Annotated in this window: 18 protein-coding genes; 4 read left to right on the top strand and 14 right to left on the bottom strand. The window is 68.6% G+C overall.

The features are described from left to right. Nucleotides 1-16 precede the first annotated feature (16 nt). Complete coding sequence (locus tag P7L68_RS23300) at nucleotides 17-919, bottom strand: LysR family transcriptional regulator (protein WP_372002095.1); 903 nt, start codon at nucleotides 917-919, stop codon at nucleotides 17-19. A gap of 141 nt (nucleotides 920-1,060) precedes the next feature. On the opposite strand from P7L68_RS23300, the gene P7L68_RS23305 reads away from it, so the two are divergent. Continuing rightward, nucleotides 1,061-2,053 (top strand): quinone oxidoreductase, encoded by a 993-nt coding sequence (locus P7L68_RS23305; protein WP_372002097.1) that lies wholly within the window; start codon nucleotides 1,061-1,063, stop codon nucleotides 2,051-2,053. Between the two features lie 117 nt (nucleotides 2,054-2,170). Here P7L68_RS23305 and P7L68_RS23310 read toward each other — a convergent pair whose 3' ends face one another. Together P7L68_RS23310 and P7L68_RS23315 are read right to left on the bottom strand one after the other, a co-directional pair. Next, nucleotides 2,171-3,016: a universal stress protein gene (locus P7L68_RS23310; RefSeq protein WP_345958667.1), complete on the bottom strand. Its 846-nt coding sequence runs from the start codon at nucleotides 3,014-3,016 to the stop codon at nucleotides 2,171-2,173. 129 nt (nucleotides 3,017-3,145) lie between these two features. Further along, nucleotides 3,146-5,326 carry a chorismate-binding protein gene (locus tag P7L68_RS23315; protein WP_372002100.1) on the bottom strand — a complete coding sequence of 727 codons (2,181 nt, stop codon included), beginning with the start codon at nucleotides 5,324-5,326 and terminating at the stop codon, nucleotides 3,146-3,148. A gap of 204 nt (nucleotides 5,327-5,530) precedes the next feature. Here P7L68_RS23315 and P7L68_RS23320 point away from each other — a divergent pair, with 204 nt between their 5' ends. Together P7L68_RS23320 and P7L68_RS23325 are read left to right on the top strand one after the other, a co-directional pair. Continuing rightward, nucleotides 5,531-6,787 (top strand): thiolase family protein, encoded by a 1,257-nt coding sequence (locus tag P7L68_RS23320; protein WP_372002102.1) that lies wholly within the window; start codon nucleotides 5,531-5,533, stop codon nucleotides 6,785-6,787. Between the two features lie 182 nt (nucleotides 6,788-6,969). Beyond that, entirely contained in the window at nucleotides 6,970-7,434 is a 465-nt protein-coding gene (locus P7L68_RS23325) for an N-acetyltransferase family protein (protein ID WP_372002104.1), read from the top strand. A gap of 28 nt (nucleotides 7,435-7,462) precedes the next feature. On the opposite strand, the gene P7L68_RS23330 is transcribed toward P7L68_RS23325, so the two are convergent. The 3 genes from P7L68_RS23330 to P7L68_RS23340 form a co-directional block, all read right to left on the bottom strand. Then, a complete protein-coding gene (locus P7L68_RS23330; protein ID WP_372002106.1) occupies nucleotides 7,463-8,107 on the bottom strand; it encodes an alanyl-tRNA editing protein in 645 nt (214 codons plus the stop codon). 64 nt (nucleotides 8,108-8,171) lie between these two features. Next, nucleotides 8,172-9,074 (bottom strand): enoyl-CoA hydratase/isomerase family protein, encoded by a 903-nt coding sequence (locus P7L68_RS23335; RefSeq protein WP_372002108.1) that lies wholly within the window; start codon nucleotides 9,072-9,074, stop codon nucleotides 8,172-8,174. 50 nt (nucleotides 9,075-9,124) lie between these two features. Further along, nucleotides 9,125-10,360, bottom strand: coding sequence for a cytochrome P450 (locus tag P7L68_RS23340; protein WP_372002109.1), 1,236 nt, complete (start codon nucleotides 10,358-10,360; stop codon nucleotides 9,125-9,127). A 250-nt stretch (nucleotides 10,361-10,610) separates the two neighbouring features. Between P7L68_RS23340 and P7L68_RS23345 the strand changes: the two genes are divergently transcribed. Next, entirely contained in the window at nucleotides 10,611-11,201 is a 591-nt protein-coding gene (locus tag P7L68_RS23345; RefSeq protein WP_372002111.1) for a TetR/AcrR family transcriptional regulator, read from the top strand. Here P7L68_RS23345 and P7L68_RS23350 read toward each other — a convergent pair. The 8 genes from P7L68_RS23350 to P7L68_RS23385 form a co-directional block, all read right to left on the bottom strand. Further along, entirely contained in the window at nucleotides 11,179-12,534 is a 1,356-nt protein-coding gene (locus tag P7L68_RS23350; RefSeq protein WP_372002113.1) for a dihydroorotase, read from the bottom strand. The two genes, P7L68_RS23345 and P7L68_RS23350, sit on opposite strands and share 23 nt — an antisense overlap. After that, nucleotides 12,531-14,510, bottom strand: a complete 1,980-nt coding sequence (gene thrS / locus P7L68_RS23355) for a threonine--tRNA ligase (RefSeq protein ID WP_372002115.1) — start codon at nucleotides 14,508-14,510, stop codon at nucleotides 12,531-12,533. The genes P7L68_RS23350 and thrS overlap by 4 nt, the downstream gene beginning before the upstream one ends. A 6-nt stretch (nucleotides 14,511-14,516) precedes the next feature. After that, nucleotides 14,517-15,077, bottom strand: a complete 561-nt coding sequence (locus tag P7L68_RS23360) for a carbonate dehydratase (protein WP_372002117.1) — start codon at nucleotides 15,075-15,077, stop codon at nucleotides 14,517-14,519. A gap of 7 nt (nucleotides 15,078-15,084) precedes the next feature. Then, nucleotides 15,085-16,329 carry a zinc metallochaperone GTPase ZigA gene (gene zigA, locus P7L68_RS23365; protein ID WP_372002119.1) on the bottom strand — a complete coding sequence of 415 codons (1,245 nt, stop codon included), beginning with the start codon at nucleotides 16,327-16,329 and terminating at the stop codon, nucleotides 15,085-15,087. A 200-nt stretch (nucleotides 16,330-16,529) separates the two neighbouring features. Further along, nucleotides 16,530-17,390, bottom strand: a complete 861-nt coding sequence (locus P7L68_RS23370; RefSeq protein WP_372002121.1) for a MaoC family dehydratase N-terminal domain-containing protein — start codon at nucleotides 17,388-17,390, stop codon at nucleotides 16,530-16,532. Next, on the bottom strand, nucleotides 17,387-18,511 hold the full coding sequence (locus P7L68_RS23375; RefSeq protein ID WP_372002123.1) for a CaiB/BaiF CoA transferase family protein: 1,125 nt from the start codon (nucleotides 18,509-18,511) through the stop codon (nucleotides 17,387-17,389). The genes P7L68_RS23370 and P7L68_RS23375 overlap by 4 nt, the downstream gene beginning before the upstream one ends. Nucleotides 18,512-18,523: 12 nt before the next feature. Further along, entirely contained in the window at nucleotides 18,524-19,687 is a 1,164-nt protein-coding gene (locus P7L68_RS23380) for an acyl-CoA dehydrogenase family protein (protein WP_372002125.1), read from the bottom strand. 40 nt (nucleotides 19,688-19,727) lie between these two features. Beyond that, nucleotides 19,728-20,399 carry a TetR/AcrR family transcriptional regulator gene (locus tag P7L68_RS23385; protein WP_372002127.1) on the bottom strand — a complete coding sequence of 224 codons (672 nt, stop codon included), beginning with the start codon at nucleotides 20,397-20,399 and terminating at the stop codon, nucleotides 19,728-19,730. Between the last annotated feature and the right edge of the window lie 102 nt (nucleotides 20,400-20,501).

Below are 20,501 nucleotides of genomic sequence, written 5' to 3' on the forward strand. Positions count from 1 at the left end.
CTCTGGCGCCGGCAGATCAGGGGGCGGCGGGCGCCCCCGTGGGCTTTGCCACGCCGGAGCCGTCGAGCAGGGCCCGGTCGCGGGCACAGGCGTCGATCACCGCATCCATCACCGCCCGCACCCGGGGGGAGCGGCGCAGATCGGCATGGACCAGCAGCCAGATGTCGCGCCCTGCCTCATCATCGGCATCTTCCACCACCCTGACCAGCCGGGGATCGGGATCGGCGAGGAAATGCGGCAGGGCGGCAAGCGCCAGACCCGTCGCCGCATATTCGGCCAGCGCCGCCAGATCATTGGCCCGCAGCCGGACCGGCCGGCCGGCAGCCTGGCGGATCAGCCAGCGCTGCTGCGCCACCCCGGCCAGACGGTCGTCATAACCGGCGAATTCCCAGCGCACCGGCGGGCGGGCGGCATGTTCGGGCGTGCCGTAGAGGGCGAAGCCCATCCGGCCCAGATGCCGGCCGATCAGCTCGCCATCCCCCGTGCGGTCCAGCCGGACCGCCAGATCCGCGTCCCGGCGCAGCAGGCTGACCGCGCCGATATCCCCCGCCAGTTCCAGTTCAAGCTCGGGATGGGCAAGAGCCAGCGGCGCCAGCCTCGGCGCCAGGAAATGCGCTCCGAAGACCGGCGGCACGGCCACCCGCACCGTGCCGGCAAGCCCCCCTGCCGCAGCGCCGGCGCGGCCAAGGGCGATCACCCCCTCTTCCACCCGTTCCGCCGCCGGCAGCAGACGCTCACCGTCGGCCGTCGGCACCCAACCGCGCGGCAGCCGGTCGAAAAGCCTGAGCCCCAGCGCCGTCTCCAGGGCATCCACCCGCCGGGCAACCGTGGTGTGGTCGACCTTGAGCACCCGCGCCGCCCCCAGCAGAGAGCCGCTGCGCTGCAGCGCCAGGAAATAGCGCAGATCGTCCCAGTTCATCAGCCGTACGCGTCCACTTATGTGGATAATTCCACAGATATTGCGCAAACCTGCCAGCTGTTTGCGTAGATGTCCACAGATCTATCCTCAGGGCCGATACGCGGCATCCTGCCGCGGCAGGGCCTGAAGGAGATCCGATCCATGTCCGCTGTCGTCACCGCCCGCGCCGTCCGCCTTTATGCGGCCGGCGGGACCGAAGGTTTCCGTGTCGAGGAGCTGCCGGTGCCGGCCCCCGGACCGGGCGAGATCCTGATCCGCCAGACGGTCGCCGGGCTGAACTTCCTCGACATCTATCACCGCCGCGGGCTCTACCCGCTGCCGGCCCTGCCGACGGTGATCGGCGCCGAGGCCGCCGGCCTGATCGAGGCGGTGGGTCCCGATGTCGCGGGGCTGGCGCCGGGCGACCGGATCGCCTGGGCCGGCGCCCCCTGGGGCGGCTATGCCACCCATCGCCTGCTGCCGGCCTGGCGGGCCCTGAAGCTGCCGGATGCCGTCAGCGACGACATGGCCGCCGCCTCCCTGTTGCGCGCGCTGACGGTCGAGATGCTGTTCACGCGGGTGCGGGTGATGCAGGCGGGCGAGACCGTGGTGGTTCACGCCGCAGCGGGCGGGCTCGGCAGGATGGCGATCGCCCATGGCCGGCGGCTGGGGCTGCGGATGATCGGCATTGCCGGCGGGGCCGAAAAAGCGGCGCTTGCCCGCGAGGCCGGGGCCGATCTGGTGATCGACCGCCGGGCGGAAGATCCGGTGGCCGCGGTACAGGCGGCAACCGGTGGCGGCGCCCATCTGGTGATCGACGGCATCGGCGGCGAGACGCTCGCCCGAAGCCTCGGCATGGCCCGCCGCTTCGGCATGGTCGCCAGCCTGGGCGAGGCCGCAGGGCGGATCCCGCCGGTCTCCGTCTACGATCTGGGCCCGGCGCGATCCATCGCCCTCGCCCGGCCGAGCGTGATCGGCTTCATCTCCGATGCGGAAACCTATCGCAGCGCCGGTGCCGCGGTGATCGCGCGCATGGCGGAGGGGCTGATCGTGCCGACCGGCGATCGCCTGCCGCTCGACCGGGTCGCCGAGGCGCATGAGCGGCTGGAATCCGGTGCCGGCACCGGCGCCCTGCTGCTCGATACCGGCGCCTGATCGCGCGAAGAACGCCCCAAACGCGTAACGGCCCGCCGAGGGGGGCTTCCCCGGCGGGCCGTCACGGCACCCGGAACCTCGGCGGTTCCGGGTCTGATCGGTATGGGCAGTGGCCGGTCAGTGCGACATCAGCACCGGCACGGTCATATGACCCATGATGTGGCGGGTAACGCCACCCAGCACCAGTTCGCGCAGGCGGCTGTGGCCATAGGCGCCCATCACCAGCAGGTCGATATCGTTCTCGGCCACATGGTTCAGCACCGCATCGCCGATGCCGACATCGCTGGTCGACATCTTTTCGACCGCCACCTCGACTTTCACGCCGTGGCGGGCCAGATAGCGGGCCATGTCGTGGCCGGGCGCCTCGCCATGGCGGCCGGGCTTGGGATTGATCACCAGCAGCTTTACGGTATCCGCGGTCTTCAGCATCGGCAGGGCGTCGACCAGGGCGCGGGTGGCCTCGCGGCCGCCGTCATAGGCGGCGAGCACCTTGCTGCCGACCTTGCCCGCCTTGGGCAGGCCGATATAGGGGACGACCAGCACCGGCCGGCCGGCGCCGAACATGGTCTCCTCGATCAGCAGATCGCCGGCATCGTCGGTGCCGGGCTCGGGCTGGCCCAGGATGGTCAGATCGGCATAGCGGGCATGCAGGGCGACGCGGTCGATGTAATCGGTGGCGATCACGCTCTCGGAGCGCATCTCGACGGTCATATGCCGCCGCTTCAGCATCGTGTCGATCTCGGCCAGACGCTGCTTCGCCTGCTTCTTGCGCTCTTCCGCCGCGGCTTCCAGCACGCTGGAGGGAACATGCTCCATCATGTAGCCGGGCATCACCACATCGACCGAAAGGTAGACGGCGGTGAGATGCGCGTCGAAGCGTTCCTGCAACATGCGCGCGACATCGAGGCGGGCTTCGGTCGACGGACGGTCGTCGACATGGACGAGCAGGCTCTTGTAAGACATGACCGGACCTCCTTGGGGGGACTGCGCGAAAGCTCCACCGGCGACCGCCGGTGCGGCACCGGGCGGGGCTGGCATCCCGTCCGATGGCCATCACTCTAAACCCTGGATGCGTCCGATCCTTGATCCGGATCAAGCCTTCGCAGAATGCGGCGGAAAAAGCGCCGCCAATGGTGCCGACGCCTTGAGCGCGACTTCATCGATCTCGGCATCCGGGTCCGAGAGATGCGTGATGGCCCCTCCCGCTCCGACAAGGGCGCCATCGCGGTCGATCACGACAGTGCGGATCACCATGGACAGGCGCATGGATCCGTCGAGGCCGATGCGGCCGATGGCGCCGGAATAGATGCCCCGCGCCTCCCCCTCCAGGCGGTGAATGATCTCAAGCGTGCGACGTTTGGGCGCACCGGTCATCGATCCGCCCGGAAAGCAGGCCCGCAGCAGACCGGCGGCCCGGCGGCCCGGCGGCCCGGATGCCAGCCGTGCCGTCACCGTGCTCACCAGCTGGTGCACGGTGGCGAAGCTTTCGATCCCGAACAACACCGGCACCGCAACCCCGTCGGGACGCGCAACCCGGCCCAGATCGTTGCGCATCAGGTCGACGATCATCAGGTTTTCCGCCCGCTCCTTCTCGCTTGCGGTCAGCGAGGCGGCGAGTGCGGCATCTTCGGCCGGGTCGGCGGCCCGACGGACGGTTCCCTTGATCGGCTTGGCGGTGGCGACACCCGTCACCGGGTCCAGATCCAGAAAGAGTTCGGGCGATCCCGACAGCACCGACATGTCGCCGAATCCCAGCCAGGCCATCAGTGGCGCCTGTGCCGTGCGGCGCAGCCGGCGATAACTCTGCCAGGGATCGATCGCCCGGCGCACCCGGAAGCGGGTGGTCAGACAGATCTCGAAGGACTGGCCCATGCGGATCAGCCGCTGGGCGGCGCGGATGCGGCGGCGATAGGCGGCGCGGTCGTGGCTCGCCTCCACCGGCAGGGCGGCAGCCGTCATATCCGGTTGCGGCAGGGGGTGGACAGGCGCAAGACGGCCAGCCCAGGCCTCCGCCCAGGCATGGGCCGCAGCCGATGCCACGGCATCACCCGCCGGCACCAGCATCACCGCCTCGATCATGTGACGCCCTGCCGCGTCGGGCCGCGCCACCAGCAGCCGATCGGCGAGGATCAGGCGCAGATCATCCCGGCAGGAGGGGTGGTGGGCAACGCCGGTGGACAGCTCCGCCAGTTCATAGCCCAGATAGCCGTAGAAGCCGGGCCCCGGCAGCGTGCCGCCGGCACCGTCCGGGAGTGGTGCCAGCGGGCCGAGCCGGTCGATCGCAGCCCCCAGCAGATCGAACGCATCTCCGGTGACCTGCCCCAAATGCCGGCCTGCCCCGTCCTCGACGGTCATCCGACGGCCGGGTACGCGATAGGACAGGCGCCGCGCCAGCGGCCCCTGATCCGGTATCAGCACCGGGAACGCCGCCGGATCGCCGTCGGCCGGATCCAGCCAGACCGACCAGCCACTCAGCCGACGGACAAGATCCGCCACCGCCTCGATATCGACGCCATGTGCCAATGACCGGCGCAGCACCGCCCAACCCTCCGGCCTGGCCTCGGGCAGCAGCCCTGCCGGCCAGAGACCCGCCGGCGGCGGCGTCATGACCGGCGGGAACCCACCCGCCACGGCGACGGTCCCGACACCCGCAAGTCCGGCACCCGCAAGCCCGGCACCCGCAAGTCCGGCACCCGCAAGTCCGGCAAAATTCGCCAGCAGCCGCGCGCCATCGGGCGTCAGGATCGATTCCGGATGGAACTGAAGGCCGTAGACCGGTGCCGAGGCATGGCCGAGCGCCATGACCGCATCGTCGTCGCCGGCACGGGCCAGAACGGCAAGCCCTTGGGGCAGCGGTTCGGCCGCGACCAGCGAATGATAACGCACCGCCTCGAAAGGTGACGCAACGCCCTGAAACAGCGGATGGCCCTGATGATACACGGGGCTGGTCCGGCCATGACGTGGCTCCCCCGCCCGTACCACCTGCCCGCCCGCCGCCGCGGCGATGCCCTGATGGCCAAGGCAGATGCCGAGCACCGGCAGCCGGGCACCGGGACCGAGGGCCACCTGCAGCACCTCGGCACCCAGCCGGAAATCTGCCGGCGTGTCGGGCCGCCCGGGTCCGGGAGAGATCAGCACCGCATCGAAGCCTTCCCCGGCCAGATCCGCCCAGCGCGCGGCATCATGCGGCACCACCAGCGGCAGCCGGCCGGTCACCTGCCACCACAGCCGGGCAAGATTGCCGGTGAAGCTGTCATGGTTGTCGATGAGCAAGGCCCGCATCGCTCGCCGTCATGCCCCCCTTTCGCGTGCCGTCGGCGATTTTCCATGCCGCCGGCCCCTTCCCGCAGCAGCATATAGCTGGCGCGCCGGCCGCTGGCGACGGGGAGTTGGCGGATCACGGCGCTTGCACACCAAATGACCCATTGGTAAGTTCCTATCCCAAGAGACGATCCCCTCGCCGGAGCTGCCCCGACCATGCGCGACGTCTATATCATCGGTGCCTTCTCGACCGCCTTCGGCAAGAAGCCCGAGACCGGCTTCAAGGCACTGACCCGCGAAGCCTATGCCGGCCTGCTCGCCGATGCCGGGCTTGAGACGGGGGCCGAGATCGAAACCGGCTGGTTCAGCAATTGCGGCATGGGCAGCTGGGGCCAGCGCAACATCCGCGGTCAGGTCTGCTTCACGCCGCTGGTCCGTGACGGCCTGTTCCCCGAGCGGGTGCCGATGGTCAATGTCGAAGGCGGCTGCGCCTCGGCGATGATGGCGCTGTCGGGGGCGTTCAAGGATGTCGCCTCGGGCGAGGTCGAGCTTTCAATGGCCATGGGCGTGGAGAAGACCTTCGTGCCCGGCGATGCGGAGCGCACGAAAGAGATCTTCGAAGGCGGCATCGACCAGATCGACCCGGAGGAATGGCGGCAGTATTACGCCGCGGCAGGCGAGACGGCCAACAAGCCCTTCGAATACGGCCCCGACCGGACGGTGTTCATGGACACCTATGCCATGCAGGCCTGCTATCACATGGCGAAATGGGGCACGACCCAGCGCCAGATCGCCATCGCCGCCTCGAAGAACCACTGGCATGGCAGCCTCAATCCCAAGGCCCAGTACCGGTTCGAGGTCTCACCCGACGAGGTGCTGGCCGACCGGCCGGTGAGCTTCCCCCTCACCCGGTCGATGTGCGCCCCCATCGGCGACGGTGCCGCCGGCGTGCTGGTCTGCTCGAAGGATTATCTCGACGGTCAGCCGGCTCATGTCCGCGAGCGTGCGATCCGCATCGCCGGCCTCGCCATGTCGGGCGGCAAGTATCGCGATCTCGACGAGCCGGGCCTGAGTTCGGTGGCAGCCAAGAAGGCCTATGCCCGCGCCGGGCTCACCCCCGCCGACATCGATCTGGTCGAACTGCACGACGCCACCTCGTTCTGTGAACTCTACCAGCTCGAAATGCTGGGCTTCTGCGAGCCCGGCACCAGCGGCCGCTTCATCGAAGCGGGCGAGACCCGGCTGGGGGGGCGGCTGCCGGTCAACACCTCGGGCGGCCTGGTCTCCAAGGGCCATCCGGTGGGGGCGACCGGCCTGTCGATGATCTCGGAACTGGCCGCACAGCTCCGCCACGAGGCGGGCGACCGCCAGGTGGCGGATGCGAAGATCGCCCTTGCCGAGAATGGCGGCGGGGTGGTCGGCTTCGACGAAGCCGCCTGCGCGGTCGCCATCCTGGCCCGGGCCGACGCCTGACCGGTACCACGAGGGTTCGGCGCCACACGATCTTTCCGGCCGCGCTCGCACGTCCCTGGCAGCAGCGGCTCTCTTGCGGGGCGGTCCTTCATCCCCCGGGCCGTCCCGCATTTTTGTCACCGGATCTGGACGAGCAGGCACAGGCATGACAGCCTCGGGCATACGCCCGGAGGACATGCCTGATGACCGCCCCCGCCCTTGTCATCCGCCCCGCCGTCGAAGCCGATCTCTCCGCCATCGTCGCCCTGCTCGCCGACGATGTGCTGGGCCGGACCCGCGAAGATCCGCGCCTGCCGCTTGATCCGGCCTATCTCTCGGCCTTCCGGGCGATGGCTGCCGATCCGAACCAGATCCAGCTGGTCGCAGAAGGGGCCGGCCAGATCCTCGGCACGCTTCAGCTCACCATCATCCCCGGCCTCTCCCGCAAGGGCCGCATCCGTGGCCAGATCGAGGGCGTGCGCATCGCCGGCGCCGCCCGCGGCCAGGGCCTGGGAGAAACCCTCATCCGCCACGCGATCGGCCTGGCCGCCGATCGCGGCTGCAGCCTGGTCCAGCTGACCACCGACCTCACCCGCAAGGACGCCCACCGCTTCTACGAAAGGCTGGGCTTCACCGGCAGTCATCTGGGGATGAAGCTGGAGATTTGATCACCTCCGGCTGTCACAGCCGCGCCATTCACGGCGCCACAAGCCGCATCTCGATCCGCTCCTTGCCCTTGCCGACATTCACCCGCCTGAGAGTGATCGCGCCCACTTCGCCGGTCCGCCGGAGATGGGTGCCGCCGCAGGGGACCCGGGCGACGCCTTCGACCTCCCAATAGCGGCGGCCGGCCGCCTGATCCGAAAAGGCCGAAATGATCGGGAGGTCGGCGGCGACAAGCTCTGCCACATCGGCCAGGAAGGCCGGGAGCAGCGGCGTCACGGGGGTGGGCCAGAGGAAATCGATCCGCGCCTTGTCCTCGGCGATATGCGCGCCGATCTTGGCCGCGCCCGGCATGTGCCGGTCGGCAAGTTCCAGCACCAGTTCGGCAGCAAAATGCAGCCGCATCAGCCGGTAGCGGCGGGTCATGTCGATCTCGGCCGTGACCGGGGCCCCCGGTTCAAGGCCGTGATCGGGGGCGAGACGGTAGCGGATCCCGGGTCCGTCGGCGACCGCTTCGAGCACCTCGTGGCCGCCGATCCGGCCGCGATCGCTCTCCTGACCGCCCGAGACGGCAAAAAAGATCGTCCGGTCGAGCGTGATCCAGTCGCCGTCGACCGCCGCAACCCTGCTGTCCAGCCGGTCGAGATAGGGATCTTCCCAGAAAAATCGCTCGGTCATCAAATCCCTCCGGACCGGTGGTGCGACATGCCATAGCGGCGGGCGACAAATATGACCCGGGACATCATTCCGTGCCAGTGTCCGGAGCCCGGACCGGCGCCTGAGCGGCAGCCAGGGCCGCCTCGTCGATCCGTCCGTCGGCATCTCTCGCCATGCGGCCCACCAGGGCGCGGGTGTCGGGATCGGTCAGCGTGTCGACGAAGAGCGTGCGCTCGGCCGCAAGCCCCTGTTCCAGCGTGCCGTCGAGGGCGGTGCGGACGAGCCGCTTGGCATGGGCGATCCCCAGCCGCGGCAGGGCGGCGAGGTCTGCGGCGAGTGCCACCGCCGCACCGGCGACATCGCCGCCTTCGGGCACCAGCGCCGAAAGCAACCCCAGCCGCTCGGCCTCGGCCGGGGAGACGATGCGGCCGCGGAGGACGAAATCCAGCGCCCGCGCCTCGCCCAGCAGACGGGTCAGGCGCTGGGTGCCACCACCGCCCGGCAGCAGCCCGGCACGCACCTCGGGCAGACCGAACTTCCACGGCCCGTCGAGCGCCACCCGCAGGTCGCAGGCCAGTGCCAGCTCGAAGCCGCCGCCCATCGCCCAGCCGTTGAGTGCCGCGATCCAGGGCCTGGCGCTTGCCTGGATCCGGTCGAGGCAGGCATTGAACGGCGCGGGCTTCACCGGCCGGGAGAGATCGTTGAAGCGCCGGCCGGAGGCGGCGACCTTCTCCGCCGTCGCCCCGAGTTCGATCAGGCTGTAATGGCGCACGAACATACCCGGCACGGCGCCGGTCAGCACCACGGCGCGCACGCCCGGATCGGCATCGAGTGCCGTGACCGCACCGGCAAGCGCATCGGCGGCGGCGGCATCCATCAGCCCCGCGGGGCCAGGATCGATGCGCACCAGTGCCACGCCCGGTGCCGGACGGTCGATCTCGATCAGGGGAGTCTCGGGGGTTTCGGCGGCTTCGGCGTCACGGGTCATCGGGCGGGCGTCTCCTGGGGATCGGCTTTTGATTGAGCCCCCAGCTTACCTCAGGCCGCCGCCGATTTGATCGGCCGGAAGTGCACCGGCAGCGAGGTGATGCCGCGCATGATCAGCGAATCATGCCAGTCGGGCGCGGTGGTGCCGAGGGTGAGGTCGGGAATACGCCGGGCGATCTCGCGATAGGCGATCTCGGCTTCCAGCCGGGCGAGCGGCGCGCCCAGGCAGAAATGGATGCCCTGGCCGAAGGTCAGATGGCGGTTGGGGCTGCGATCGATGATGAAGTCGTCCGGCGCATCGAAGACCCGCGGGTCGCGATTGGCGGCGTTCAGCATGGCGAAGACCCGGTCGCCCTCTTTCAGCTCCCGGCCCTCGATCTCGTGCGTCACCCGCACCACCCGGGCGATGCCGCCCGAGGGGCCGTCATAGCGCAGGCATTCCTCCACCGCCGTCGCCAGCAGCCCGGGCGACGGATCGGCCACCAGCCGCGCCCAGGCATCGGCATGCATCCGCATCGAGTAAATGCCGTTGGAGATGAGGTTGGTTGTGGTCTCGTGGCCGGCGAACAGGAACAGCATCGCGGCGGCGATCAACTCGTCCTCGGTCAGCCGCTCATCGGGCGCGCCGGCTGTGATCAGGGCGCTCAACACATCCTCGCCCGGACGGCGGCGGCGATCGGCGATCACCTCGCGGAAATAGGACGACATCTCAAGGGCACCCCGGCGGGCGCGCTCATACTTGTCGGGGACATCGCGGGCGCTGCCCAGGAACAGCGCAAGATCGTCGGACCAGTCCTTGAACCGGTCCAGCTGGTCATGCGGCACGCCCAGCATGTCCATGATCACCGTCGCCGGCAGGGGATAGGCGAAATCCCGCACCAGATCCATCCGGCCCTGCGGCAGCAGATCGTCGAGCAACCGGCCGACGATCCGCTCGACATTCGGCCGCAGCCGCTCCACCGCCTTGGGCGTGAAGGCCTCGTTCATCAGCCGCCGCAGCCTTGTGTGCTCGGGCGGGTCGCGGAACACCATCCACAGGTTCAGGTAGCGGATCAACTCTCCGACCACGCCCCGCCGCGCCTCGGGCAGGCTGTCATAGAACGGCGTCAGGCGGTCCGGCGACATCTGCTTGTTCAGGGCCACCTTGCGGACATCGGCATAGCGGGTGATGACCCAGGCGCGCAGATGCGGGTTCCATTGCACCGGATCCTCGTCCTGCAGGCGGCGGAAGGACGGGAACGGGTCATTGCGGATCTGCGGATCCCTGGGGTCGTAGTCGACGGTCATCTTGTCGCGGCCTCGGTCCCGTTTGAGATTGGGGATTGAGCGAACGAATGTTTGGTGGCATTGCTCCGACGTTAGCAGGTCGACTATCACCAAACAATCGTTTGTTAAATGCCGAACCGCCGGCTGCGCGGATCCGCCGGCTTGCCGCCACGAGCGGGGCTGCCTATACAGGATCGCGGAAATTCAATCGGCGTTGGAATTCCAGCGGCCTGACAATGGGCCGGCTTCAGTGCAGGGACGAGAAACGGGCATGGCGATCGAGACCGAAGGCAGCGAGGCGCAGCGCCAGAACAACCGCCGGGACAAGCTGCTGGAAGCGGCGGCCCAGCTGTTTTCGAGCCAGGGCTATGAAGCGACCTCGATGCGCGACATCGCCGGCGCGGTGGGCATGCTGCCCGGCTCGGTCTATTACCACTTCCCCTCGAAAGAGGATCTGTTCGTCGCCGTCCATGACGAAGGCGTGCGCCAGATCACGGACTCGGTCCGCGACGCGGTCAAGGGTGTGACCGATCCCTGGGAGCGGCTGGAAGCCGCCGCCGCCGGCCATATGGACGCCCTGCTCGCCGATAACGGCTTCGCCTCGGTGGTGACGCCGGAATACTCCACCAAACTCGGCCAGGCAACCGAACGGCTGATCGCCCAGCGCGACGCTTATGAGCGGATGTTCGCAACCTTCGTCGACGCCCTGCCCCTGCCCGCAGACGCCGACCGGCGGATGTTCCGGCTGGGCCTGCTCGGCATGCTCAACTGGGCGCGCACCTGGTACCGCCCGGGCCGCAAGACCCCGGCCGAGATCGGTCGCGAGATGGTCCGGTTGCTCAGGCAGGGGCCGATGGGCTGACGGGCACGTCGAGAAAGCGGACCGGCTGTCCGCGCGGCACCCCCGGCACCTCGCCCTCGCGCATCACCACCCGTCCGCGCAACACCGTGGCCACCGGCCAGCCGGTCACCTCCATTCCGTCATAAGGCGTCCAGCCGGCCAGGCTCGCGATATCGGCGTCGGTGATCCGGCGGCGCGCCCCCAGATCGACCAGCACCAGATCCGCGTCCCAGCCCACGGCGATCCGCCCCTTGCCGGCGATGCCGAAGATCCGCGCCGGGCCGGCCGCGGTCAGATCGACCAGCCGCTCCAGGCTCAGCCGGCCGGCAGCGACATGGTGCAGCATCACCGGCAGCAGGGTCTGCACCCCGGTCATGCCGCTTGGACAGGATGGATAGGGGCGTGCCTTCTCGGCACGGCTATGGGGGGCATGGTCGCTGCCCAGCACATCGACCACGCCCTCCTGCACGGCACGCCAGAGCGCATCGCGGTGGCCGGCATCACGGACCGGCGGATTCATCTGGGCCAGGCTGCCCAGCCGTTCGTAACAGGCGGGCGCTTCAAGGGTCAGGTGATGAGGGGTTACCTCGACACTCACCCGCGATTTCTGACCGGCAAGGAAAGCCATTTCTTCGGCGGTCGACACGTGCAGCACATGCAGCAGCCGCCCGGTCTCTTCCGCCAGCCGGACGATGCGGCGGGTGGCGAGCAGGGCGCTCTCGGGATCGCGCCACACCGGGTGCAGGCGCACATCACCCGCAGCCTCGGCGATCGCGCGGCGCTGGCGAAGCCGGGCCTCGTCTTCGGCATGCACCGCCATCCGGCGCCGGCCATTGGCCAGGATCCGGCGCAGCACCGTTTCGTCATCGGCCAGCAGATCGCCGAAAGAACTGCCCATGAAGACCTTCACCCCGGCACAGCCGGGCAGCGCCTCCAGACGTGCCAGATCCTCGGCATTGGTGGCGCCGCCGCCGATATAGAAGGCGTGATCGCACCAGGCATCACGGGCTGCGATTGCAAGCTTGGCGTCCAGATCCGCCGCAGTCAGGGTCGGCGGGCTGGTGTTGGGCATCTCGAAGATGGTGGTCACCCCGCCCAGAACGGCGCCGCGGGTGCCGGCACCGATCGTCTCCTTGTGGGTGAGACCGGGTTCGCGGAAATGCACCTGGCTGTCGATCACCCCCGGCAACACATGCAGCCCGGCGGCATCGATCACCGTCTCCGCCGTCCGGGGCCCGGCAAGGTCGCCGATGGCCACGATCCGGCCGTCCCGGCAGGCGATATCGGCGCGGATGCGACCGCCCGGGGTGACGACGACCCCGCCCCGCACCAGAAGATCGGCCGGCCCCGTCATACCGGCACCAGCCCGCGCAGAAGCGCGTCCTGCGCCGCCCTCCCGGCCGCCAGATCCGGCGCCCGGCCGCGCTCAGCCAGCATCGCCATCGCCTCGGCCAGCGGCAATGTGCCCGGATCCTCGCCGTCGCGGGCCGTGATCGTGACCTGCCCCGCCGCCATTTCCGCATCCCCGATCACCAGCAGGAATGGGATTCGCTGCAGGCGCTGATCCCTGATCCGCCAGCCCAGGCGATGGTTGCGCAGATCCGCCTCGGCCCGGATCCCGGCCCCGATCAGGGCCTGCGCCACCGCCGCAGCATGGGCGGCATGGCGATCCGATACCGGCAGCACCGCCGCCTGCACCGGGGCGAGCCAGGCCGGCAGGCGGCCGGCGTAATGCTCGATCAGAATGCCGATGAACCGCTCCAGCGAACCGAACAGTGCCCGGTGCAGCATGACCGGCCGACGCCGCATGCCGTCGGTGTCGACATAGTCGATGTCGAAACGTTCCGGCAGGTTCATATCGACCTGCAATGTCCCGCATTGCCAGTCGCGGCCGATGGCATCATGCAGCACGAATTCAAGCTTGGGTCCGTAGAATGCCCCCTCGCCCGGATTTGTCTGCCAGCCGAGGCCCAGAGCTTCGAGCGCGCGGCCAAGAGCCCCTTCCAGCACATCCCAGTCGGCGTCCGATCCCATCCGGCTCTCGGGCCGGGTCGACAGCTTGATGGTGACATCCCCGAAGCCGAAGGCGCGGTAGACGTCGAGCACCAGAGCGATGACCGCGCGGCATTCGTCATCCACCTGCGCCGGCGTGCAATAGATATGCGCATCGTCCTGGGTGAAGTGCCGCACCCGCATCAACCCGTGCAGCGCGCCCGACGGCTCGTAGCGGTGTACCTTGCCGAACTCGCCCATGCGCAGCGGCAGGTCGCGATGGCTTTTCAGGGCATGGCGATAGAGCAGCACGCTGCCCGGGCAGTTCATCGGCTTCAGCGCGAAGACGCGGCCGTCACCGGTTTCGGTGGTGTACATGTGCCGCCGGTAGTTCTGCCAGTGGCCCGACGTCTCCCACAGGCCGCGATCCATCACATCGGGCGTGTTGACCTCGACATAACCGGCAGCCGCCTGACGGCGGCGCATGAAGGCAAGCAGCGCCTGGAAGAGCGTCCAGCCGCGCGGGTGCCAGAACACCGCCCCCGGCGCCTCGTCCCGGAAGTGGTAGAGGTCCAGCTCCCGGCCCAGCCGGCGATGATCGCGCGCCTCGGCTTCGGCGAGGCGGGTGATATGGGCATCGAGCGCCGCCCGATCGGCCCAGGCGGTGCCGTAGATCCGCTGCAGCTGGGGATTGCGGGCATCGCCGCGCCAATAGGCGCCAGAGATCCGGGTCAGCCGGAAGGCCTTGAGGAACCGGGTGTTCGGCACATGCGGGCCGCGGCACATGTCGACATAGTCGTCATGGAAATAGAGGCCGAGTTCGGCCTCGTCGGGCATGTCCGCGATCAGCCTGAGCTTGTAGTCCTCGCCACGCGCCGTGAAGATCCGGATCGCCTCGTCCCGCGGCAGTATGCGCTTCACCACCGGCCGCTCGCGGGCGATCAGCTCAGCCATGCGCGCCTCGATCGCCGCCAGATCCTCGGGCGTGAAGCTGCGTTCCGCGGCGATGTCGTAATAGAATCCGTCCTCGATCACCGGGCCGATCACCATCCGCGCCGCCGGATGAAGCTGCTTGACCGCCTGCCCCAGCAGATGGGCGCAGGAATGGCGGATGATCCCGACGCCTTCCGGATCGGCGGGGGTGATGATCCTGACCGCCGCGTCATGCCCGATCAGATCCGAGGCATCGACGGCACGGCCGTCGATGATGCCGGCAAGGGTTCTGCGGGCCAGGCCCGGGCCGATGGCGGCAGCCAGCTCCATCACCGTGACAGGGTGGGGAAAACTGCGGCGCGCCCCGTCGGGCAGGGTGACGGTGATGGGCGTGGTCTGGGTCATCGGGTCTCAGAACTCGTTCTGGATGGTCTTGTAGCCCCGGACCAGCGCATTGTTGGTGCGCGCCACGTCCTCGGAGAACTCGCTCGCATCGGCGGATACCCGCGGCAGCCGGGCAAGATCGGTCGCAGGTCCGATGCGCTGGGTAGAGGTGACGTAGAAGCCCGCCGGCAGATGGCAGCCGTCGACCACGGCGTTGTGCCGGACCACGCAGCCATCCTCGACCGTACAGTTGAACAACACGCTGTTGAAACCGATGAACACGCCATTCCCCACCCGGCAGGGGCCATGGACGATGGCCCGGTGGGCGATCGACGTCCGCTCACCGATGGTGACCGCAGCGCCTGATTTGGAGTGAATCACCACCCCGTCCTGGATGTTGGAATGCGCCCCGATCACGATCGGCTCGATCTGACCGTCCGCATCCATCTCGTCGGCACGGATCACCGCATAGGGACCGATGAAGACATCGGCCTCGATGATCACCCGGCCGCAAAGGATGGCGGTCGGGTCGACAAAGGCATCAGGGTGGACTCGCGGCAGGTCGCCGCGCGGGTTCTTGCGAATCACGAGCGCATCATCCTCGGACGCCGTCGGTACGGTCGGGCCACCCCGGGAACGGGTTGTTCATGGCGATCCAGGCGACGGGGCCCGCCGCCATCTCGGCATCGGTCAGCAGGCAGGCATCGAAACCGGCGCGCAGACGGGCCTCGTCCATCGTAATGCCGATCAGCACCAGCTCCTGACGGGCATCGCCGGTTTGCGGATCCCAGCTCTTCAGGATGGTGTCGACATGGGCGGGATCTTCGGGCCAGTCCTCGGGCGGCAGGGCGGCCCACCAATGGCCGGCGACGCCATGGCGGGCCACGGCGCCCGCCTGCGACCAGGATCCGGCAAGGGCGGGGTGGCTCGCCAGCCAGAAGAAGCCTTTGGAGCGGACCACCCCCGGCCATTCGCGGCCGATCCAGGCGAAGAACCGGCCCGGATGGAAGGGCCGCCGGGCACGATAGACGAAGCTGCCGATGCCATAGGCCTCGGTCTCGGGGATATGCGTGCCGTGCAGTTCGCCCAGCCAGCCTGGCGCCTCGGCCGCCGCTGCAAAATCGAACAGACCGGTCCCGAGAACGCGGTCCAGCGGCACCCGGCCGAAGGCTGCGGCCTCGATCCGCGCGCGCGGATTCAGGCTGCGCAGAATGCCGGTCAACCGGCCCAGATCCGCCGGCGTGATCAGATCGGTCTTGTTGAGCACGATCACGTCGCAGAATTCGACCTGCTCGATCAGCAGATCGACCACCTTGCGGCGATCCTCTGGGCCCATGGATTCACCACGATCCTGAAGATCGTCTCGCGAGGCGTAATCGCGCAGGAAATTGCAGGCATCGACCACGGTCACCATGGTGTCGAGCCGGGCGACATCGCCCAGGCTGCGGCCCTCTTCATCGGCGAAAGTGAAGGTCTCGGCCACCGGCATGGGTTCCGAGATGCCGGTCGATTCGATCACCAGCTGATCGAACCGCCCCTCGCGCGCCAGTCGTCCGACCTCTACCAGCAGATCTTCGCGCAGCGTGCAGCAGATGCAGCCATTGCTCATCTCCACCAGCTTTGCATCGGTGCGCGTCAGCCCGGCGACACCGGCACGGATCAGGGCCGCATCGATGTTCACCTCGGACATGTCGTTGACGATCACCGCCACCCGCCGCCCCTCGCGATTGCCGAGGATGTGGTTGAGCAGCGTGGTCTTGCCCGCCCCCAGAAAGCCGGAGAGCACGGTGACCGGCAGACGCGGGTCGGCGGGCGGGTGCGTGGGGGAAGGGGCGGGCATGGATCCGTTTCCTGTGTCGTTCGGATCGAAATGATATGTTATATTATAACATAATCAAACCCTGTTTCTCTCTGCCCTGCGGCTTTCAAGACCGGGCTCCTCACACACGATCCCGCAAGGGGCGTACCTCCGGCTGCGTGAGGATGACCTCCCCCTGAATATCCAGGCCGGGTGTGGCAGGCTGGGGTGCCGACAAGATTCTAATCCCACCCCGCCTCTGCCGTCATCGCCACCGGCCCGCCCTCGCGTGCGGTCCAGAGCGTCAACCCGTCTTCGGTCTCGGCGGCATGGAGACGCACCGGGTCGTCATCGAAGAGCGGCGACAGGCTGCGGAAGCTGAACCGATCGGGGGCGCGGCCGTCGAGGCCGGCTGCGTAGTTGAACAGCAGGGTGGCCTGAAGGGGGCCATGCACCACCAGGCCGGGATAACCCTCGACACCGGTTGCATAGGGCCGGTCATAGTGAATCCGGTGGCCGTTGAAGGTGAGCGCGGAATAACGGAACAGCAGCGCCGGCCCGATATCGACCGGACGAAGATGGCGGCCGGCCGGAGCAGGTTTGAGTGGGGCCGGCTTGCCGACAGGCACCGCCGCCGGAACGGCCGCCGCGCGATAGACGATGTCCTGGCGTTCGGTCGCAACCACCCGGCCGGCGGCCGAGATCAGATGCTCGACCGTCACGAAACACAGGCTGCCGCTCCGCCCCTCGCGCAGGGTGACGTCGGCGATACGCGACAGGCGTTCCATCATCTGGCCCACCCGCAGATCGCCGGTGAAGCGGACCGCGCCGCCCGCCCACATCCTACGGGGCAGCGGCACCGGTGGCAGGAAGCCGCCGCGGGCCGGATGGCCGTCGGGTCCGAGGGCGGCGGTGGTCGCAGCCGGCTGCCCCAGACACCAGTGGATCAGCCGGGGGGCCGCCTCCCCCGGTTGCACAGGCGGGCCCCCGATGTCGAAGGTGGCGCGGAAGCGCCGGACCAGATCGGGTGTCACCGCTTCGGTCGTGGTCTCCTGACGACCGATCCAGCCGCGCAGATGATCGAGATCGATGCCGGTCGTCATGTCGCCTCCGGATCGAGAGGGAGATGGTCACCCAGCGCCGGCACCGCCCCATAGCGCCGGGCCGGGCCGTCGAAGACCGGGGCCGGGGCCGGCATGGCGACCGGCCCCGAGGGCGTGTCGACGGTGATCCGGCGCAGATGCGGATGGGCAGCCAGACCGGCCATATCGTTGAGGTCGGCAAATGCGATGCCGGCGTGCTGAAGCCGTTCCCGCATCGTCGCCCCGTCGCCGGCACCGATTGCTGCGGCCACCACGGCATCAGCTTCGGCACGATGGGCCACCCGGCCGCGATTGCCGGCAAAGCGCGGATCGGCCGCAAGACCGGGCTGCTCCGCGATCTCGCGCACGAAGGCCGCCCATTCCCGGTCGCTCTGGATCGCGACCAGCAGGACGGCACCGTCGCGGGTGCGGAAGGTGCCATAGGGGGCGATGGAGGGGTGGGACAGCCCCACTCGCTGCGGCGGCCGGCCGCCTTCCTGGTGGAGCAGCGGCACCGTCAGCCAGTCGGCGGCGACATCGAACATCGACACGCCGATCGCCGCACCCTGGCCGTTGATCCCCCGTGCGATCAGCGCTTCGAGGATCGCGGCATGGGCGGTCGCGCCGGTCGCGATATCGACGATGGAGGTGCCGACCCGTGCCGGCGCGTCCGGCCCGCCGGTGACGGAACACAATCCGGATTCCGCCTGAACCAGCATGTCATAAGCCTTGCGGTCGGCAAGCGGTCCGGTTTCGCCATAGCCGCTGATCGAGCAGATGATCAGCCGAGGGAAGTCGCGCCGCAGATCCGCGACCGCACAGCCCATCCGGGCCAGCGCGCCGGGCTTGAGGTTCTGGACCAGCACGTCGGCACGGGTCAGAAGCTCGCGGAATGCCGCCCGCCCCGCCGCCACCGCAAGATTGAGCACCAGGCTTTCCTTGCCCCGGTTCAGCCAGACGAAATAGCTGCTCTCACCCCGGGCGACGTCATCATAGCCGCGGGCGAAATCGCCCTCCGGACGCTCGATCTTGATCACCCGTGCCCCGGCATCGGCCAGACGCACGGTGCAGAACGGGGCCGAGACCGCCTGTTCCAGGGCGATCACGGTCAGGCCGGCAAGCGGCCGTGCCAGCGGATCCATCAGCCACCCCCGTCAGAACGACCGCGGCAGGCCGAGCACATGCTCGGCCACATAGGCGAGGATCAGATTGGTCGAGATCGGCGCCACCTGATAGAGCCGGGTTTCGCGGAATTTGCGCTCGACATCGTATTCGGCCGCGAAGCCGAAACCGCCATGGAACTGGATGCAGGCATTGGCCGCTTCCCACGACGCCTTGGCGGCCAGATACTTCGCCATATTGGCCTGGGATCCGCAGGGGCGGCCGGCATCATAGAGCCGACAGGCTTCCCAGCGCATCAGATTGGCGGCCTCGACCTCTATGAAGCTTTCCGCAATCGGGAACTGCACGCCCTGATTCTGGCCGATCGGCCGGCCGAAGACCCGGCGCTCCGAGGCATAGGCCGACACCTTGTCGATGAACCAGTAGCCGTCGCCGATACATTCGGCCGCGATCAGCACCCGTTCGGCATTCAGCCCGGTCAGGATGTAGCGGAAGCCCTGGCCTTCCTCGCCGATCAGGTTCTCTGCCGGAATCTCCAGCTCGTCGAAGAACAGCTCGTTGGTTTCGTGATTGACCATGTTGGCGATCGGCCTGACGGTAAGCCCGCGGCCGATCGCGTCGCGCAGATCGACGATGAAGATCGACAGCCCCTCGGATTTCTTCGCCACCTGATCGAGCGGCGTGGTCCGGGCCAGCAGGATCATCAGGTCGGAATGCTGAATGCGCGAGATCCAGACCTTCTGACCGTTGATCACCCAGCGGTCACCACGCCGGACCGCCGTGGTCCGGATCCGGGTGGTGTCGGTACCGGCGCCGGGTTCGGTGACGCCCATCGACTGGAGCCTGAGTTCACCTGCCGCGATCGCCGGCAGATAGCGCCGGCGCTGATCCTCGGATCCATGCCGCACCAGCGTCGTCATATTGTACATCTGGCCATGGCAGGCCCCGGAATTGCCACCCGACCGGTTGATCTCCTCCATGATCACCGATGCCTCGGCAAGACCGAGGCCGGCACCGCCATAGGCCTCGGGGATCAGCGCCGCCATCCAGCCGGCACGGGTCAGGGCCTCGACGAAGGCCTCGGGATAGGCGCGATCCGCATCAATCTTGCGGTGGTATTCGGGTGGAAAGCCGGCGCAGAGCGCCCGCACGGCCTCCCGGATCTCGGGATGAGCCTCATCGCCGACCGTCTGCATCCTCCGGAACCTCCCTGGATCTTATCTTTCTCCAGGCAGTCTACCCCGCAGCGGGCCGCGCGCGCAGGCCATCGATGATCGTCCGGACCATTTCCTCCGCCAGACGGTCGCGCGCGCCCTCGCCGGCATCGGCTTCGGGCCGGTACCAGAAGATCGACCATTGCAGGGCGCCCAGCATCATCTTGACCGCGATCGACGGATCGACCGGACCCAGCAGCCCGGCTTCGGCCGCGCGCCGGGTCTGCGCCTTGAACAGGGCCTCGAAGCGGTCGCGGCTGGCGATCAGCTCGTCGAGGGTACGGCGCTGGTCGGGGGTGGTCGCGCCGAACCGGTGGATCTGCACCCCCTGGGCAACCACGGTCTCGAAGGCGTGGTGATCCATCATCGCCCGGGCATGGGCCGCCAGCATGGCGCGGAGCACCGCCAGCGCGTCGCCCGGGGCTGCCATCGCCGGCTCCACGGCCGCGAACAGCCGCCGCATGCCCTCGCGATGAACATCGAAGAACAGATCGGTCTTGGTGGCGTGGTAGTGGTAGATGAAGCCCTTGGTACAGCCCATCGACCGGGCGACGTCGTCGATGCTGGTGGCATGATAGCCGGTGCGCATGAAGCACAGCGCCGCCGCCTCCAGCAGCTCCATCCGGCGGGTTGCCGCCTCGGCCTCGTCGATCTTCCGTCCGCGTCGTGCCACGCCGTCCTCCGCGATCTTCATCGCCGGGCATCCTACGGCAAGCCCCCCGGCGGGGCCAGATCGCCGGCCCCGGCTTGCCCGATAACATCCTACTCAGTAGTATGTTATTCATAATGAGCCGGA

The sequence above is a fragment of the Tistrella mobilis genome (assembly GCF_041468085.1).
Lineage (GTDB): Bacteria > Pseudomonadota > Alphaproteobacteria > Tistrellales > Tistrellaceae > Tistrella > Tistrella mobilis_A.

What these genes read in the sequence shown, in the direction of transcription:
- P7L68_RS23300 (WP_372002095.1), bottom strand. Translation starts at nt 919, where the DNA reads ATGAACTGGGACGATCTGCGCTATTTCCTGGCGCTGCAGCGCAGCGGC.
- P7L68_RS23305 (WP_372002097.1), top strand. Translation starts at nt 1,061, where the DNA reads ATGTCCGCTGTCGTCACCGCCCGCGCCGTCCGCCTTTATGCGGCCGGC.
- P7L68_RS23310 (WP_345958667.1), bottom strand. Translation starts at nt 3,016, where the DNA reads ATGTCTTACAAGAGCCTGCTCGTCCATGTCGACGACCGTCCGTCGACC.
- P7L68_RS23320 (WP_372002102.1), top strand. Translation starts at nt 5,531, where the DNA reads ATGCGCGACGTCTATATCATCGGTGCCTTCTCGACCGCCTTCGGCAAG.
- P7L68_RS23325 (WP_372002104.1), top strand. Translation starts at nt 6,970, where the DNA reads ATGACCGCCCCCGCCCTTGTCATCCGCCCCGCCGTCGAAGCCGATCTC.
- P7L68_RS23330 (WP_372002106.1), bottom strand. Translation starts at nt 8,107, where the DNA reads ATGACCGAGCGATTTTTCTGGGAAGATCCCTATCTCGACCGGCTGGAC.
- P7L68_RS23335 (WP_372002108.1), bottom strand. Translation starts at nt 9,074, where the DNA reads ATGACCCGTGACGCCGAAGCCGCCGAAACCCCCGAGACTCCCCTGATC.
- P7L68_RS23340 (WP_372002109.1), bottom strand. Translation starts at nt 10,360, where the DNA reads ATGACCGTCGACTACGACCCCAGGGATCCGCAGATCCGCAATGACCCG.
- P7L68_RS23345 (WP_372002111.1), top strand. Translation starts at nt 10,611, where the DNA reads ATGGCGATCGAGACCGAAGGCAGCGAGGCGCAGCGCCAGAACAACCGC.
- P7L68_RS23350 (WP_372002113.1), bottom strand. Translation starts at nt 12,534, where the DNA reads ATGACGGGGCCGGCCGATCTTCTGGTGCGGGGCGGGGTCGTCGTCACC.
- thrS (WP_372002115.1), bottom strand. Translation starts at nt 14,510, where the DNA reads ATGACCCAGACCACGCCCATCACCGTCACCCTGCCCGACGGGGCGCGC.
- zigA (WP_372002119.1), bottom strand. Translation starts at nt 16,329, where the DNA reads ATGCCCGCCCCTTCCCCCACGCACCCGCCCGCCGACCCGCGTCTGCCG.
- P7L68_RS23370 (WP_372002121.1), bottom strand. Translation starts at nt 17,390, where the DNA reads ATGACGACCGGCATCGATCTCGATCATCTGCGCGGCTGGATCGGTCGT.
- P7L68_RS23375 (WP_372002123.1), bottom strand. Translation starts at nt 18,511, where the DNA reads ATGGATCCGCTGGCACGGCCGCTTGCCGGCCTGACCGTGATCGCCCTG.
- P7L68_RS23380 (WP_372002125.1), bottom strand. Translation starts at nt 19,687, where the DNA reads ATGCAGACGGTCGGCGATGAGGCTCATCCCGAGATCCGGGAGGCCGTG.
- P7L68_RS23385 (WP_372002127.1), bottom strand. Translation starts at nt 20,399, where the DNA reads ATGAAGATCGCGGAGGACGGCGTGGCACGACGCGGACGGAAGATCGAC.